The 15,238-nt window shown below is 67.5% G+C and carries 13 protein-coding genes; 11 read left to right on the plus strand and 2 right to left on the minus strand.

What is annotated here, in order from left to right:
* The first annotated feature begins 82 nt into the window (after positions 1–82).
* Entirely contained in the window at positions 83–3,109 is a 3,027-nt protein-coding gene (locus GQR91_RS11355; protein ID WP_149681986.1) for a TonB-dependent receptor, read from the plus strand.
* A 109-nt stretch (positions 3,110–3,218) separates the two neighbouring features.
* Positions 3,219–3,545 carry a YnfA family protein gene (locus GQR91_RS11360; protein WP_149681676.1) on the plus strand — a complete coding sequence of 109 codons (327 nt, stop codon included), beginning with the start codon at positions 3,219–3,221 and terminating at the stop codon, positions 3,543–3,545.
* 160 nt (positions 3,546–3,705) lie between these two features.
* On the opposite strand, the gene GQR91_RS11365 is transcribed toward GQR91_RS11360, so the two are convergent.
* Complete coding sequence (locus tag GQR91_RS11365) at positions 3,706–3,999, minus strand: hypothetical protein (RefSeq protein ID WP_235903911.1); 294 nt, start codon at positions 3,997–3,999, stop codon at positions 3,706–3,708.
* A 91-nt stretch (positions 4,000–4,090) separates the two neighbouring features.
* Positions 4,091–4,810: a DUF4163 domain-containing protein gene (locus GQR91_RS11370; protein WP_149681675.1), complete on the minus strand. Its 720-nt coding sequence runs from the start codon at positions 4,808–4,810 to the stop codon at positions 4,091–4,093.
* Between the two features lie 142 nt (positions 4,811–4,952).
* Between GQR91_RS11370 and GQR91_RS11375 the strand changes: the two genes are divergently transcribed.
* From GQR91_RS11375 to GQR91_RS11415, 9 genes are all read left to right on the plus strand, one after another.
* On the plus strand, positions 4,953–6,911 hold the full coding sequence (locus tag GQR91_RS11375) for a CocE/NonD family hydrolase (protein WP_149681674.1): 1,959 nt from the start codon (positions 4,953–4,955) through the stop codon (positions 6,909–6,911).
* Positions 6,912–6,984: 73 nt separating this feature from the next.
* Positions 6,985–7,554, plus strand: a complete 570-nt coding sequence (locus GQR91_RS11380) for an alpha/beta hydrolase (RefSeq protein WP_164727749.1) — start codon at positions 6,985–6,987, stop codon at positions 7,552–7,554.
* Between the two features lie 61 nt (positions 7,555–7,615).
* The gene (locus GQR91_RS11385; protein ID WP_175580845.1) at positions 7,616–8,872 is read left to right on the plus strand and encodes a chymotrypsin family serine protease; all 1,257 of its coding nucleotides are present in this window, start codon (positions 7,616–7,618) and stop codon (positions 8,870–8,872) included.
* A 117-nt stretch (positions 8,873–8,989) separates the two neighbouring features.
* Positions 8,990–10,129: a helix-turn-helix transcriptional regulator gene (locus GQR91_RS11390; protein WP_149681673.1), complete on the plus strand. Its 1,140-nt coding sequence runs from the start codon at positions 8,990–8,992 to the stop codon at positions 10,127–10,129.
* Between the two features lie 201 nt (positions 10,130–10,330).
* Entirely contained in the window at positions 10,331–12,019 is a 1,689-nt protein-coding gene (locus GQR91_RS11395; RefSeq protein ID WP_149681672.1) for a YadA family autotransporter adhesin, read from the plus strand.
* 71 nt (positions 12,020–12,090) lie between these two features.
* Positions 12,091–12,477, plus strand: coding sequence for a hypothetical protein (locus GQR91_RS11400; RefSeq protein WP_112382488.1), 387 nt, complete (start codon positions 12,091–12,093; stop codon positions 12,475–12,477).
* Positions 12,474–13,202 (plus strand): C39 family peptidase, encoded by a 729-nt coding sequence (locus tag GQR91_RS11405; RefSeq protein WP_112382487.1) that lies wholly within the window; start codon positions 12,474–12,476, stop codon positions 13,200–13,202. Before GQR91_RS11400 ends, GQR91_RS11405 begins: the two co-directional genes overlap by 4 nt.
* Positions 13,199–13,888: a hypothetical protein gene (locus GQR91_RS11410; protein WP_149681671.1), complete on the plus strand. Its 690-nt coding sequence runs from the start codon at positions 13,199–13,201 to the stop codon at positions 13,886–13,888. Before GQR91_RS11405 ends, GQR91_RS11410 begins: the two co-directional genes overlap by 4 nt.
* Positions 13,888–15,228 carry a transporter gene (locus GQR91_RS11415; protein ID WP_149681670.1) on the plus strand — a complete coding sequence of 447 codons (1,341 nt, stop codon included), beginning with the start codon at positions 13,888–13,890 and terminating at the stop codon, positions 15,226–15,228. Before GQR91_RS11410 ends, GQR91_RS11415 begins: the two co-directional genes overlap by 1 nt.
* Positions 15,229–15,238: the final 10 nt, after the last annotated feature.

Here is a 15,238-nt window from a genome sequence, read left to right on the forward strand (position 1 = left end):
ATAGCGCTATCAGATTAGAAGCGTTCGCGGCACCCAGCCAGATGAAGCGGGGCCGGTCCTTTGATCAAGGAGGGGAAGAATGATGACCATCGCCCGTCGTCCCGCCATCCGCGTCGCGCTGCTCGGCGCCGCCGCCTTCAACGTCCTCGCCATCGCCGCGCCGCTCGCCGCGCAAACCGCGCCCGATCCGTCGCTCGGCATCACGGCGCAGCCTGCTCCCACGCAGGGGCCGCAGGATCCCGCACCCGCGCAGACCGACTCGGTCACCGATCCGTCGGTCGGGCAGGGCGAGACCGAGGAGATCGTCATCACCGGCATCCGCGGCTCGCTACAGAGCGCGACCAATGCCAAGCGCAACGCCGTCGCCTTCGGCGACTCGATCTTTGCCGAGGATATCGGCAAGCTGCCGGCGACCAACCTCGCCGAAACGCTGAACCGCATCCCCGGCGTCCGCCTGAACCGCGACATCAGCGGCGAGGGGACGCAGGTGTCGATCCGCGGCCTCGGCCCCAGCTTCTCGAAGGTGCTGCTCAACGGCGCGCAATTCGCGGTCGCGTCCGATGGCGGCACCAACGGCACCGGCGGCGGCAATCGCGAGGTCGATCTCGACTTCTTCCCGTCCGAACTCTTTACCCGGCTCGACGTAAACAAGAGCCCGGTCGCCTCCATGCTGGAAGGCGGCATCGCCGGCACCGTCAATCTGCGCAACGCCCGCGCCTTCGACAATCCGGGCACGCACGTCACCGTCGTCGCCCAGGGCGCCTATACCGACAGCAACGACCGCATCGGCCCGCGCGGCGCGCTTGTCGCCAGCCACACATTTGGCGACACCTTCGGCATCCTGCTCGGCGTTGCCGGCGTGCATCAGAAGCTGCGCATCGACGGCTACGACACGGTGGGCTTCACCGACGCGAACCTGCCCTGCGGCACCGGCTGCAACGCCTCGCCGCCGGAAAGTAACGGCTTCGTCTTCGCCAGCACTGCCCCTGCGAACCTGGGTCGCGGCTTCACCACCGGCCAGCCGCTCGATCTCGCCGCCACCTCGGGCCTGTCCCTTTCGCAGCTGTCCAAGGCGATCATTCCCCGCCTCGGCCGCCCGGTACTGACCACCGGCACGCGCGAGCGCATCTCGGCGGTCGGCTCGGCCGAATGGCGCCCGTCGGACGCGCTGCACCTGGTGGTCGACGGCATCTACGCCAAGTCGCGCCGCGACTATCTGCGCTCCAACATGAACTGGCAGGTCCGCAACTCCGGCCCCGGCACCTCGCCGCAATCGACCGGCGGCATGGTCCCGTTCGACATCCAGGTCGACCAGAACAACGTCGTCACCTCGGGCACCTTCGCCAACTCGTCCTTCTTCTCCGAAAACAGCATCTTCAACCAGGATACCGAATTCTGGAACGTGAACCCCAGCATCAGCTGGCGCCCGAACGAGCGGCTGAAGATCGATCTGTCGGGCAACTGGGGCAAGAGCAACTTCTTCCGCGAACAGCCGACCTTCGCCTTCCAGACCGCGCCCAATTCGGGGGTCGAGGTCACCTATGACAACACGACAAACAGCCCGCAGCCGATCATCTCGGCGAACCGCGACCTGGGCGATCCCAATCTCGGCTGGCAATGGTACCGCGTGAACGTCCAGAACGTCCGCCGCGAGACCGAGACCAAGGGCGCGCATCTCGACATCTATTATGGCGACGACACGCTCAACGTGAAGATCGGCGCCGCCTATGACGAGGCGGCGCGCAGCGTCCGCGCCTTCGACAACACCAACGCCTATCAGCTGTCGGTCTGCGGCAATCCGTGCACCGGCAACACCGGCACCGTGCCGACCAGCGCGATCCCGCAATATCTGAACCGCACCGGCGTCGACAATTTCGGCCACCTGTCGCGCGGCCGCTTCGGCGTCACCAGCTTCATCGTCCCCGACATCGCCCGCCTGGCGCAGGCGACCAACTACGCCCAGTTCCGCGACACCGCGCCCGAGGCGCGCGGGTCGGTGACCGGCGGCGCCACCGGCGACGTGTTCGAGAAGGTCTATGGCGGCTATTTCGAGCTGAACGGCGTGTCGGAGATCTTCGGCCGCGAGCTGCGCGCCAATGCGGGCTTCCGCTATGTCTGGACCGACCAGCGCGTCGTCGGCCCGAGCCAGATCGGCAGCACCATCGTCGATATCACGGCCAATTCCTCCTATCAGGAGGTGCTGCCCTCGCTGAACCTCACCTATGACGTCGCGCGCAACCTGAAGCTGCGCTTCGCCGCCTCCAAGGCGCTGACCCGCCCCGACGCCGGCTCGATCCTGCCGGGCATCACCTTCTCCGACCCCTCCGCCCAGATCGCCACCGCCGGCAATCCGCAACTCCAGCCCTACACCTCGGACAATCTCGACCTCGGCGGCGAGTTCTACACCGGCGGCGCCGGCTATATCGGCGTCGCCCTCTTCCGAAAGAACATCCAGGGCTTCACCGTCACCGTGCAGCAGCCGACCGCCTTCGGCGACCTCAACATCCCGCTCGATTCGCTGCAGGCGACGCAGCGTCAGGCCTTGGTCGACCGGGCCGGCGGCGCGGGTGCCACCGCAGCGGCGATCGCGGCGGTGCCGATCACCGTCAACCGCCCGATCAACCTGCAAAGCCTGATCATCAAGGGCGTGGAAGTCACCTGGAACCAGCCGCTCGACTTCGCGATCAAGGGCCTCGGCTTCCAGGCGAACGGAACGCACATCACCCAGGATTCCGATCCGGTGCTGGTCAATGGCAGCCCGCAGACGCTGGTCGCCTCCGGCGTGCCGCGCTGGCAATATAACGTGCAGGGCTATTACGAGGATCACGGCCTGTCGCTCAGCCTGAACTATGTCTGGCAGGGCGGAGTGATCGCGGCCAATGCGCCGCAGAACAACCTGCCGCTGCCGCTGCGCGCGGACTCGCGCGGCCAACTCGACCTGTCGGCTGGCTATCAATTGCCCTTCCTCGACAATGGCGTGCGCCTGACGCTCGACGTGCTCAACATTACCAACGAGCCGATCCGCACCACCTTCGGCTACGATAATGCCGCCTACAGCGTCTATTATCCGGGCCGTCAGGTGCTGGTGGGTCTGCGCGCGCGCTTCTGACGCCGACCCTTTCTACTTAGGTTCCCCGAGCCTCGGGCCGGTCCTTCCCCCTTGGACCGGCCCGATTTTTTTCGTCGGCACCATGCCCATGCCGCGCTAGGATCGCCCGGTGCAATCGGCGATCCTTTATATCGGCGCGGCGCTGGCGGAGATTGCCGGCTGCTTCGCCTTCTGGGCCTGGGCCCGCATGGGCCGGTCGCCGCTCTGGCTGATCCCGGGCACCGCATCGCTGCTGATCTTCGCGTGGCTGCTGACGCTGGTCGATACCGCACAGGCGGGGCGGGCCTATGCGGCCTATGGCGGCATCTACATTACGTCCGCGCTGCTCTGGCTATGGCTTGCCGAGGGTGTCCGTCCTGACGGCTGGGACCTGGCGGGCGCGGCGTTGTGCCTGATTGGTGCGGCGGTGATCTTCTTCGGGCCGCATCGTGGCTGATACTGGAACGTGGGCGTAGTCATTCGCGGATCAAGCAAGCATAGGCGGGAGCTTAGCATGTGTAAGAACGTCCACCCATGGGCGATACGCGGAACGTCCGCTTTGCTGAGCGGCAATGCCAATCGCTAACGGCCGAAGCCGGCGCTTCCCACACGGTCCGCTATCGGAAAATCCCAACTGCGCCGTCGATCCAGACCAGCAGCGAGGCTGTCAGAAGCACGGCCAAGACTGCCGCACGAGCGAGCGGCCGGGTCACTACGCGGCAGGCCACCTCCACGAAGACGCCTAGCGCGCCCATCAGAACGGCCGCTGCTGCAAAGTCGAAGCCGGTCCAGCGAACTTCCTGGGTGAGCTGCATCGCGATCAACGGCGCGAGCAGAAGCGCTCCAAACAAGCTCCACATGCCGGCGCGCCAGATGCTGCCGCTGCCCTGCTTCCAAGCCGTCGTGATCATCGCAAGATCCTTTACGTGCCGGGGTAAGATATTGGAACGGGAGCCGAGAAGGAACAGGCAATTTCCAGCCACGACGTCTACTCCCTGCTACCTACTGCCCCACCGCAAACGCCCCGCGATATTCCGGCTTCACCGCGCCGATCAGCGCCGGCGTCACCGGCAGCGTCACTTCATAGGCCCCCTCGGCATAGGCCCCCGCGACATAAGGGTCGGCGATCAGCCCGATCCGGTTGAACCGCCCGCCGCCGGACGATCCCAGCAGCACCGTCAAATCCTTCAGCGTCGGGCAGGTGGCGAACATGCCGTCGCTCGCCGCCGCGTCCCCGATCCGTCGCCGCCGCTCCGCCTTCAGCTTCGCGCAAAAGGCCGGGCCGATCACACCTTGCGCCGCGGGCAACGAGGAAAAGACCAGCTTGGGCGCGATCCTCTTGCCCGCCGCCTTGTCCCACAACAGTCCCATCGACCCCGGCGTGCCGTGCGCGCCGCCGGTATAGCTGTACACGTCGCCCGACAGGCTCAGGAAGCGCGGCGTATCCGTCACCAGCTTCCACGTCTTTTGCGTATCATAGGGCCGAAACGGATAGCCGCCGTCGCGCGCCTCGACCCGCTCCTGCGCCGCGTCGTGTGCGGTCTGCGTGCGCAACCGCGCCTTGTCCGCTTCCAGCCAGGCGCGCAGCGCCGGAATGCGCGCCGCCTCCTGAGGATAGCGATAGTCGAAGCTGTAATCGGCGGTCTTCTCGGCGGCAGGGGCCGCGGCGCCCGTGATCCCGCCCACCGCCATCATCGCCGTCATGCCGATCAGGCTTCGCATCGCACATCCTCCTTGTTCCGGGCGAAAACGCTAGACGGGGCTAGCTGTACCCACGCTGTCCACCGTCCCGTGATACACTATCCCATTGCGCATGGCGGCGCGTATCGCCACGATGCCGCCGACACCTATTTCGAGGCCATCGATGATAAAGCCGTTGCTGTTCGCCGCCACCGCACTCTTCGCCCTGTCGCCCACCCTTGCCCAGCAGGAGGCGACGCCCGCGCCGAAGGACGGGCAGGCGGTAGCGCAGGGGGCGACGGGCGACATCCCGCAGAAGTTCAGCCCGCCGCGCATCGGCTATGATTACGACAAGCGCGAGGTGATGGTGCCGATGCGGGACGGCACGCGCCTCTACACCGTCATCGTCGTCCCCAAGGGCGCGACGAACGCGCCGATCGTGCTTACCCGCACGCCCTATAACGCCGCCGGCCGCGCCAGCCGCATGGACAGCCCGCGCATGCTGAACGCGCTGCCCCTGGCCGACGAGATCTTCGTCAAGGACGGCTATATCCGCGTCTATCAGGACATTCGCGGCAAATACGGGTCGGAGGGCGACTATGTCGTCACCCGTCCGCCGATCGGCCCGCTCAACCCGACCAAGGTCGATCACACCACCGACGCCTATGACACGATCGACTGGCTGGTGAACAAGGCGAACCTGCCGGAATCGAACGGCCGCGTCGGCATGATCGGCTCGTCCTATGAAGGGTTCACCGTCGTCATGGCGCTGCTGAACCCGCATCCTGCACTGAAAGTCGCCGCACCCGAAAGCCCGATGATCGATGGCTGGATGGGCGATGACTGGTTCCACCACGGCGCGTTCCGGCTCGCCAATATCGGCTGGATCGGCTCGCAGACCGGCTACAAGGGCGCGGGCAAGGCACCGCCCAGCGGCGGCTATGACGATTACCAGAATTTCCTCGCCGGCTCGGCGGGCGACTGGGCCAGAAAGTCCGGCTATGACCAGCTTCCCTTCTGGAAACGCTTCGTCAGCCACCCGTCCTACGACGCCTATTGGCAGGGTCAGGCGCTCGACAAGCTGATCGCCGCCAATCCGTCCAACGTCCCCACCATCTGGGAACAGGGCCTGTGGGACCAGGAGGATATGTACGGCGCGATCATGTCGTGGGAGGCGCTGAAGGCGGCCGGCAAGACGGGCAACAACTTCCTCGTCATGGGACCGTGGCGGCACAGCCAGATCAACCGCGAGGGGCGCTCGCTGGGGCCGTTCCAATGGAATGGCGATACCGCGGCGCAATTCCGCGAACAGATGGTGCTGCCGCTGTTCAACCAGTATCTGAAGGACGGGCCTGCCGCCAATCTGCCGCAGGCCGCGATCTACAATACCGGCGACAATCATTGGGACCGGTTCGCCACCTGGCCGCTGGCATGCGAGAAGGGGTGCGCGGCGCCGCTCACCCCGCTCTATCTGGGCGGGGAGGGTAGCCTCGGTTTCGAGAAACCGGCGGCGTCGTCCACCTCCTATGTCTCCGATCCGATGAAGCCGGTGCCGCATCTGCCGCGACCGGTGAATTTCGATGACGGTCGCTGGGGCGACTGGCTGGTCAGCGACCAGCGCGGCGTGGACGGGCGGCCCGATGTGCTGACCTATACCACGCCGGTGCTGACGCAGGCGGTGCGCGTGTCCGGCGCCCCGATCGCCGATCTGTTCGCGCGCACCACCGGCACCGACGGCGATTTCGTGGTCAAGGTGATCGACGTGCTGCCCGAGGAGAATGCGTCGCAACCGTCGATGGGCGGTTACCAGCTCGCCGTCTCGCAGGACATTTTCCGCGGCCGCTACCGCGACAGCTTCGCGCGGCCCTCCGCAATCCCGGCCAACAAGGTGCAGGAATATCGCTTCCGCCTGCCGACGGTGAACCATGTCTTCCGGCCCGGCCACCGCATCATGGTGCAGGTGCAATCGTCGCAATTCCCGCTCTATGATCGCAATCCGCAAACCTTCGTGCCCAATATCTTCCTGGCAAAGAAGGAGGATTACCGGGCGGCGACGGTGACGATCGAACAGGGCGGGGCCAAACCCAGCCGGGTGTGGTTGCCGGTCGTGCCCGTGGACCAGTCCGCCGCCATGGCGCGCTGAAGCCGCTTGCGGCGGCCGGGCATTCGCTTACCTTGAGGGGCCAGGCAGGCGGAGTCGCGACATGGCATTGGCGTTGACCACCAGGGATCCGTTCTCGATCATCACATTGCCCGGCGGCGGTGAGGCGGGTGCGCCCGCCTGGGACCGGCTGCTCGCCTGGCCGGTCCGGGGCGATGCCGAACTGCCCTTCACCGCCACCAGCGCGGCGCAGCGCAATCTGTGGGCGGCGCGGCTGGACGAGGCGGTGGCGCAGGCGGATCGCGCGGTCCTGCTCGTCGCGCAAGGGGCAAGCTGTGCCGCCGCCGCCTGGTGGGCCCGGCTTTCGCCCAGCCAATATGTCGACCGGGTGGCGGGGGCCTTCCTGTTCATGCCCGACGGCGCGGACGGTCGCGACACGCTGTTCGCCTCGCCCGCCGCGCCCTTGCCCTTCCCCTCGGTGGTGGTGACCGAGCGGGAGGGGGAGGACGCGATGGCCTCCTTCGCGCGCTCCTGCGGCAGCCGCCTGCTCGCCGTGCCCCATGCGGCCGAGCCGCGCCAGCCCACCATGTGGCGCCACGCGCAGCGCATGATCGAGCGGGTCGCGGCGGGCATCGTCGAATATGACATGCGCGTCATCCACGCCTTTGCGCCGCCGGAGCGCTGATCCGTTCAGGCGGCATATCACCGCGTCCGTCTAGATCGCCCGTGTGAGAAGACGAAGCTGGGTGGCAGCGTTGCTGCTGATGATGATCGGGGCGGGTGCGGTCGCGCAACAGGCGCCGGAGGCTGCGCTGGCGCAGGACGCCGCCGAATACGCCACCGCGCACGGCGTATCCCTCGACATCGCGGTCCGGCGCCTCGCCGCGCAGGAGGAGAGCGTCGCCGCCACCGATGCGATCCGCGCCCGCTTCGCCGACCGGCTGGCCGGCATCGCGATCGAGCATGAACCCGTCTGGCGCATCGTCGTCCTCCTGACCGGCACCGATCCGGTCGCCGACGAAACCGTGCGCGCCGGCGGCCTGTCCATTCCCATTCATTACCGGACCGGCGCCGCCGCGACCCGCGCGCAACTGGTCACCGCGATCGCCCTTTACCAGACGCAGATCCGCAACATGCTGTCCCGCCCCCCGGCCATGGGCGTCGACCCGCGCACCGGCGAGCTGGTGGTGATGGTGGGCGAGGGGGATGCCGGTTTCTACGCCCCCGGCGAGCTGCGCGCGCGCCTGGCGGCGTTGACCGGCGTGCCCGTCCGCATCGCCCGCCTCGACGATGTCGCCGCGAACCTGTCGGCGGAGGGCGGCGCCCGCCTCGTCGGCGTCGATCCCGCCGATGGCCGCCGCTACGCCTGCACCACCGGTTTCGTGGTCACCGACGGCGCGCGCAGCGGGGTGGTCACCGCCGCCCACTGCCCCGACGTGCTGTCCTATGTCGAGCCGGACCGCAGCGAAACGCCGCTGGAATTTGCCGGCCAGTGGGGCTGGGGCTATCAGGACGTACAGGTCCATGTCAGCGCCCAGCCGCTCGCCGCCCGCTTCTTCTCGGACACCGCCAAGACGCTGACCCGAACCGTGACCGCGTCCCGCCCCCGGGACGCCACCCGCGCCGGCGACACCGTCTGCCACCGCGGCGAACGCACCGGCTATAGCTGCGCCACGGTCGAACTCGTCGACTTCGCCCCTGCCGGCGACCTGTGCGGCGGCGGCTGCACCCCCACCTGGGTCGCCGTGCGCGGCCCCACCTGCCGCAGCGGCGACAGCGGTGGCCCGGTCTTCCTCGGCACCACCGCCTTCGGCATTGTCAAGGGCGGCAGCTACCGCGGTGACGGCACCTGCATCCTCTATTATTACATGGCGCTCGACTATCTGCCCCCCGGCTGGTCGCTGCTGCGCGCGCCGGCGGAAGGTTCCCGCACCCTTGCGGATAGCATGGGCGTAGCCATTCCGGCCGAATTGCCCCGACCCCTGCCACCGGGCACACCATAAGCCATCGACCCGCCGCGCTGCGCCGCGACGGGTTCGGGCGACGATCCGCCCCCCGGCAGCGCCCGCTCGGGCGCGCGGGAGAGAGGAGGGACGTCGCCTGCGGAGGAGGTGGTGGCGATGGCGACGATTGTGCAGCCGGCCGGGCGTGCGCGGGACCGGCATGTGCCGGGACACGCCCTTCTGCCCCTCGCCGCCGACGGCGCGGCCATCGGGCCCGCGCAGGACGAAGACGGCCTGGCCCCGGTCGCCGCGGTCATGCGCGAGATGGCCACGGCCATCGCCGCGGACGGGGTGCTGGTCGCATGGCATGATCGCGACCGTGCGCCGGTGCTGCTGTTCGCAGGCGGCGCCTGTGCCGAGGAGCGTCACACCCGTGACGAGATAACCGACCGTGCCCTGCGCGCCGCCACCGGGATCGATCCCGCCATGCCCGGCCAGTGGCGCGCGCTGGAGGACGCCTCCACCGGCGGTCTGCTCACCACCAGCATCGCCGCGCATGGCGGCACCGTCACCATCACCTCGCTGTTCCGCCGCATCGGCATCGCCGCGCGCAGCCCGGCGCGCGACGCCGCCACCCGCTGGCTGCCCATCGTCCAGGCGGTCTCGCGCCTATGGGCCGGGCGGCTGCGGGCGCTCACCCGGTTGCGCGGCCTGACGGCGGCGGTCAACACCAGCGATGTCGGCATCCTGCTGGTCGATCGCGATGGCCAATGCGTCTTTGCCAACGCCACCGCAGAGGCGATGATCGCCGCCGGAGACGGCCTGCGTCGCAACGGCGGCCTGGTTGCCGGACGGCGGTTGGCGGACACCCTGCGCCTGCAGGCCGCGATCGAGCATGTGCTGGGGGCCGGCGAACCCGCGGGGCCCGGCGATGCCCCGGTCGTCGCGCTCACCCGCGAAGGCCGCCGCCCGCTGCTCGCCGCGATCATGTCTGGCGAGACCGGTCCGGCCGGGCAGGGCGGCGAAAGCGCGGTGATCTACGTCTTCGATCCCGAACAGGATCTGCGCCGCGTCGTCGAGCCCGCCTGCAAGCTGTACGGCCTGTCGCCGGTGGAGGCGCGGCTGACCTGTCTGCTGGCCGACGGCCTCAGCCTGAACGCGGCGGCTGCGGCGATGCATGTCCGCGAACAGACCGCACGCTCCTATCTGAAACAGATCTTTCTGAAGACGGATACCAACCGGCAGGCCGAACTGGTCTGGCTGATGCTCAAAAGCGCGGTGCGCACCGCGCCCGGGTGCCGCACCCATTATGTGTGACCTGCCGATCGCTCCCCCCGAATGGGGGCTGTCACGCCCCCCGGTCGGGGGTGGGGAAACACCGCAAGCCGGGGGCGAATAACATGAACAACAGGTGAATATCTGGGTCAGCGCCGAATGTCGGCGCCACTTCGCATGTGATCCGCCGCGAAACAGGGGGGACGGATGCGATGTGAATCTCGTCAGAGAGGAATGCAGATCATGAAGATCCATCTCTTCCGTTCGTGCTCCGCGGTGGCGCTGCTCGTCGGCGCGGCGGCAGTCGCCGATGCACAGACCACCGAACCTACGACCCAGAACGACGCACAGGCCGGTCGCAACGTGGCGCAGGACGGTTCTTCTTCCTCGTCCTACGATTACAACCTCAACGATCAATCGACGGCGGAAGCCACGCAGACGATCTCGGATTCCGGCAACGACAGTTCCGACAATTCGACCAGCGTCGCGGACTCGGGCAACGATAACTCGCAGACCGACAATTCCACGAACGTGGCCGACAGCGGCAACAACAGCTCGCAAACCGACAACTCGACCAATGTCGCGGACTCGGGCAACGTCGCGGACTCGGGCAACGACAACTCGACCACCGATGCCTCGACCAACGTCGCCGACAGCGGCAATGCCGATAATTCGGTCTCGATCGCCGACAGCGGCAATGCCGACAATTCGACGAACGTCGCGGACAGCGGCAACGACAGCTCCACCACCGACAACTCGGTTTCGATCGCCGATAGCGGCAACGCCGATAATTCGACGAACGTCGCGGACAGTGGCAACGACAGTTCCACGACCGACAATTCCGTGTCGATTGCCGATAGCGGCAACGACAATTCGACGACGGATGCATCGACCAACGTCGCGGACAGTGGCAACGACAGTTCCACCACCGACAACTCGGTTTCGATCGCGGACAGCGGCAACGACAATTCGACCACGGATGCGTCCACCAACGTCGCCGACAGCGGCAACACCGACAATTCGGTGTCGATCGCCGACAGCGGCAACGACAATTCGACCACCGATGCGTCGACCAACGTCGCCGACAGCGGCAACGACAGTTCGGACAACTCCACCAACATTGCCGACTCGGGCAACGACAACTCGACCACCGACAATTCGGTCGCCATCGCCGATAGCGGCAACAGCGACAGCTCGGACAACAGCTCGGTGTCGGGCGGTCGTTTCGCGGCCAACAATGGCAGCACGGTGACCGACAACAGCGACAACAGCGACAATTCGGTCGCCATCGCTGACTCCGGCAACGACAGCTCGGACAACTCGACCAATATCGCGGATTCGGGCAACGACAGCTCGGATAATTCGACCAACATCGCCGACTCCGGCAACGACAATTCGCAGACCGACAACTCGACCAACGTCGCCGACAGCGGCAACGACAATTCGACCACCGACAATTCGGTCGCCATTGCCGACAGCGGCAATGACAATTCGAACAACTCCGACAACTCCGACAACTCGACCACCGACAATTCCGTCGACATCGCCGATAGCGGCAACGACAACTCGCAGACGGACAATTCGGACAACTCCACCAACGACAATTCGGTGATGATCGCCGACAGCGGCAACGACAACTCGACCAATTCGCTGGACTATTCGACCCGTACGGGGACGGCCTCGTCCTCGAACGTGTTCGGCGACGGCGCGCTGGTCGCCAGCTCCACGCTGTCCAGCTACGTCACCGGCGTCAGCGTCACCTTCGGTGGCTATGACGGCGATACGCCCGCGGTGGACAACAGCATCAGCAATGACGGCAGTGCCTTCCAGAACTTCGCCGGCATGCAGGCGCTGAACCAGAATACCGGGGTCGCGGCATCGCAGAACGCCAATGTCAGCGTGGCGGTCTCCACCGGCGACGTCGCCTTCTAAGGCGGGGGCGTCACGAAGCGGCGGCAGTTCCCCTGCCGCCGCTTCTTCCTTTCTCGCCTGGGGAGATTTCGATGACCATCCTGCCCATGACCACCGCCGCCCTGATCCTGTGCATCGCTGCTCCGGCGCCGCTTGCCGCTCAGGTACTGGATCGGGGTGAGGCGCAACCGGTGACGCTGCCGGCAAGCGACATGCTGTTCGGCACATCCGCGCTGGACGAGGATGTGCTGGCGGCGATCGCGGGGCGACAGGATACGCGCCAGGCGGCGCTGGCCGATCAGGCGGCGGGGGTTGCGAACAACAGTGTCGGCGATCACGTTCGCACCGGCGACGCCAGCGTTGCGGACAACGCGTTTCAGAACCTGTCCGGCCTGTCGATCGTGAACATCAACACCGGCAACAACGTCGCGATCAATGCGGCGATGAACGTCAATATCGCCATCGCACCGGCTCCATGACCGGGCGGGGGGGCATCGGGGGCATGGCGGTCGCGACGGGAATGGCGCTGCCGCTACTGCTGGGCGCGTGCGGGGGGACGGTGTCCGACCGCGCGCGCTTTGTTACGTCCGGGGCGCCCGTCGGCGATTTTTCGGTGCCCGTCCGCTCGGTGGCCGATCAGCGTTTCGCCGGCATCGTCCGCCAGAAATTCGATTTCAGTTGCGGGTCGGCGGCGCTCGCGACGCTGCTTCGCTACCATTACGACCTCGACGTGCGCGAGGAGGTGGCATTTCGCGGCATGTGGGCACGCGGCGACCGTGCGCAGATCCGGCGCCTCGGCTTTTCGCTGCTCGACATGAAGCGATGGCTCGCCAGTCGCGGGCTGGCGGCGGATGGCTACAAGGTGCCGCTCGACCGGGTGGCGGATACCGGCATACCCGGCATCGCGCTGATCGCGGTCCGCAACTACCGCCATTTCGTGGTGGTGAAGGGCGTCCGGGGGGACGAGGTGCTGCTCGGCGATCCGTCATCGGGGATCACCGTCATGCCACGGGCCGCGTTCCAGGCGGCGTGGAATGGCATCTATTTTGTGCTCGCCGCCGACCAGCAACTGGCACGCAACCGCTTCAACCGGGCGTCGCAATGGTCGGCCTATGCGCGGGCGCCGCTGGGCGCGCGCTTTGCCGAACCGGTCAGCCAGCAGGCGCTGTCGATCACCGCGCCATTTTACGGAGACATATCATGATGGGGGCAGTCGTGATGATGCTGATCGCGCAAGGGGCGCCGTTCGCGGCGGCGCCGGTGGCCGATACGGAACTGGCCGAGCAACGCGGCGGCTTCCGCCTGCCCAGCGGCATCGATGTCGCGCTGACCGTGCAGACGCAGACGGCGATCAACGGCGCGGTCGTGCTGCGCACCGTCTTCCGGACCGAGGATGCCGGCCCGTCCTTTGCTGTCTACACGCCGCGTCCCGGCGAAACCGTGGCGGCGCGCGGCGATGGCGGGCAGGGGGGTGCGCCCGCCACCACGCCGGTCATCAGCTATGATCGCGCCACCGGCATCCATGTCACGCGCGGCGCGGCGATGCCCGGCGTCACCATCACCGGCGGTGCCGCCTCGGCCCAGTCGCTTGCGGCCGGGCTCCAGCGCGTGGGCGATGCAAGCGCCGCCACCGATGCCGGCTGGCTGCGTCAGGCCACCGCCGGTGCCACGCGCACCGCGACGCTGGAGGGGCAGGATCTCAGCATCACCCATTTCGCCGGGGCCGGGTTCGGCTCGCTCATCCTCAATACCGGCGACGACCGCGCGATCGATACGCAGACCAGCGTCAGCATCGCGCTGGCCAATGCCGGGCCGGACGTGTTGGGCTCCGCGATGTTCCGTGCGGCCAATGTGGGGATCGAGGCCGCCATGATGCGGGCCGCCAATTGATGCGGGGGGTACGCGCGCTGCTGCTCGCCGGGGCGGGTTTGCCGCTGCTGCTCGCCGCGCCCGCCGATGCCGCCCAGCGTCAGCGCCGCCCGTCGCTCCAGGCGCAACTCGACCGGGCGATGACGCTGATCGAGGCGCAGCGCCAGCAGTTGCAGACCCAATCGGCGGAGATCGCCCGATTGCGCGAGCGGGTGGATGCCGGTGAGGCGGCGGCCACCGCACCGCTTCCCCCGATCGGCCCGGTGCGCCCGCCCGCGGTGGTCGCCGCGCAGGCGGCCGCGCCCGGTGCGCCCGGCGATCCCGCCGGCGTGCTGCAACCGCCGCTCGCGCCGCTCGAGCGCGTCGGCCAGGCGCCGGAGGACGAGGATCGGCCGATCGAGCTGGCCGTGCTCGATGCGCAGGGCAGCGTCGTCACGCGAAAGGGTCAGCTTACCGGTGAATTGCAGTTCGACTATGCCCGCGCCGATCGCAACCGTGCGATCTTTCGCGGCATCGAACTGGTGGAGGCGGTGCTGGTCGGCGTCTTCGACATCAACGAAAGCCGACAGGATGTGCTGACCGCCTCCGCCGCGCTTCGCTACGGCCTGACCGATCGGCTGGAACTCGGCATGCGGGTCCCGTTCGTCTACCGCTCCGATGCGTCGGTCGTCGCGCCCATTGCGGGCAGTACGCCCAACGACTCCGCTGCGACGCTGGACAGCTCCGTTTCGGGTCGCGGCATCGGTGATATCGAACTTTCCGCGCGCTATCAGTTGATCGACGGGCGGGCGGGATTACCCTTCGTTATCGCGAACTTGCAGGGCGTTATCCCCACCGGCTCCGACCCCTTCGCCATCCCCCGCGACGAACTCGGCCGCCCCACCCGAGCCAGCACCGGCGCCGGCTTCTGGGGCCTCACCCCCGGCCTCACCGCCATCCTCCCCACCGACCCCCTCGTCCTCTTCACCACCCTCGCCTACACCTTCAACCTCGGCAAGAACGTCGACACCCGCATCCCCCCCGTCATCATCGACTATGTCGACCCCGGCGACGCCCTCTCCGCCAACGCCGGCATCGGCATCGCCTTCAACCAGCGCACAACCATGAACTTCGGCTACGCCCACAGCTGGGCCTTCGGCACCAAGACGCTCACCAGCCTGATCGAGCCGACCGCCGCCTGGCCCGGACAGCGCATGACACGCTCCCGCGACCTGCAGATCGGACGCCTGCTCTTCGGCGTAACCTACCGCGTAACCGATCGCGCCAGCCTCAACTGGTCGGTCGAGGTCGGCGCGACGGACGACGCGACCGACCTGCGTACGGTTTTACGCATACCGACGGTTCTGCTCAGAGGTAGTTGATCAGAATATT

The organism is Sphingomonas carotinifaciens (assembly GCF_009789535.1).
GTDB lineage: Bacteria > Pseudomonadota > Alphaproteobacteria > Sphingomonadales > Sphingomonadaceae > Sphingomonas > Sphingomonas carotinifaciens.

Excerpts from the sequence above, each read along its gene's own strand:
- GQR91_RS11355 (WP_149681986.1), top strand. The coding sequence starts at position 83 with ATGACCATCGCCCGTCGTCCCGCCATCCGCGTCGCGCTGCTCGGCGCC.
- GQR91_RS11365 (WP_235903911.1), bottom strand. The coding sequence starts at position 3,999 with ATGATCACGACGGCTTGGAAGCAGGGCAGCGGCAGCATCTGGCGCGCC.
- GQR91_RS11370 (WP_149681675.1), bottom strand. The coding sequence starts at position 4,810 with ATGCGAAGCCTGATCGGCATGACGGCGATGATGGCGGTGGGCGGGATC.
- GQR91_RS11375 (WP_149681674.1), top strand. The coding sequence starts at position 4,953 with ATGATAAAGCCGTTGCTGTTCGCCGCCACCGCACTCTTCGCCCTGTCG.
- GQR91_RS11390 (WP_149681673.1), top strand. The coding sequence starts at position 8,990 with ATGGCGACGATTGTGCAGCCGGCCGGGCGTGCGCGGGACCGGCATGTG.
- GQR91_RS11395 (WP_149681672.1), top strand. The coding sequence starts at position 10,331 with ATGAAGATCCATCTCTTCCGTTCGTGCTCCGCGGTGGCGCTGCTCGTC.
- GQR91_RS11400 (WP_112382488.1), top strand. The coding sequence starts at position 12,091 with ATGACCATCCTGCCCATGACCACCGCCGCCCTGATCCTGTGCATCGCT.
- GQR91_RS11405 (WP_112382487.1), top strand. The coding sequence starts at position 12,474 with ATGACCGGGCGGGGGGGCATCGGGGGCATGGCGGTCGCGACGGGAATG.
- GQR91_RS11410 (WP_149681671.1), top strand. The coding sequence starts at position 13,199 with ATGATGGGGGCAGTCGTGATGATGCTGATCGCGCAAGGGGCGCCGTTC.
- GQR91_RS11415 (WP_149681670.1), top strand. The coding sequence starts at position 13,888 with ATGCGGGGGGTACGCGCGCTGCTGCTCGCCGGGGCGGGTTTGCCGCTG.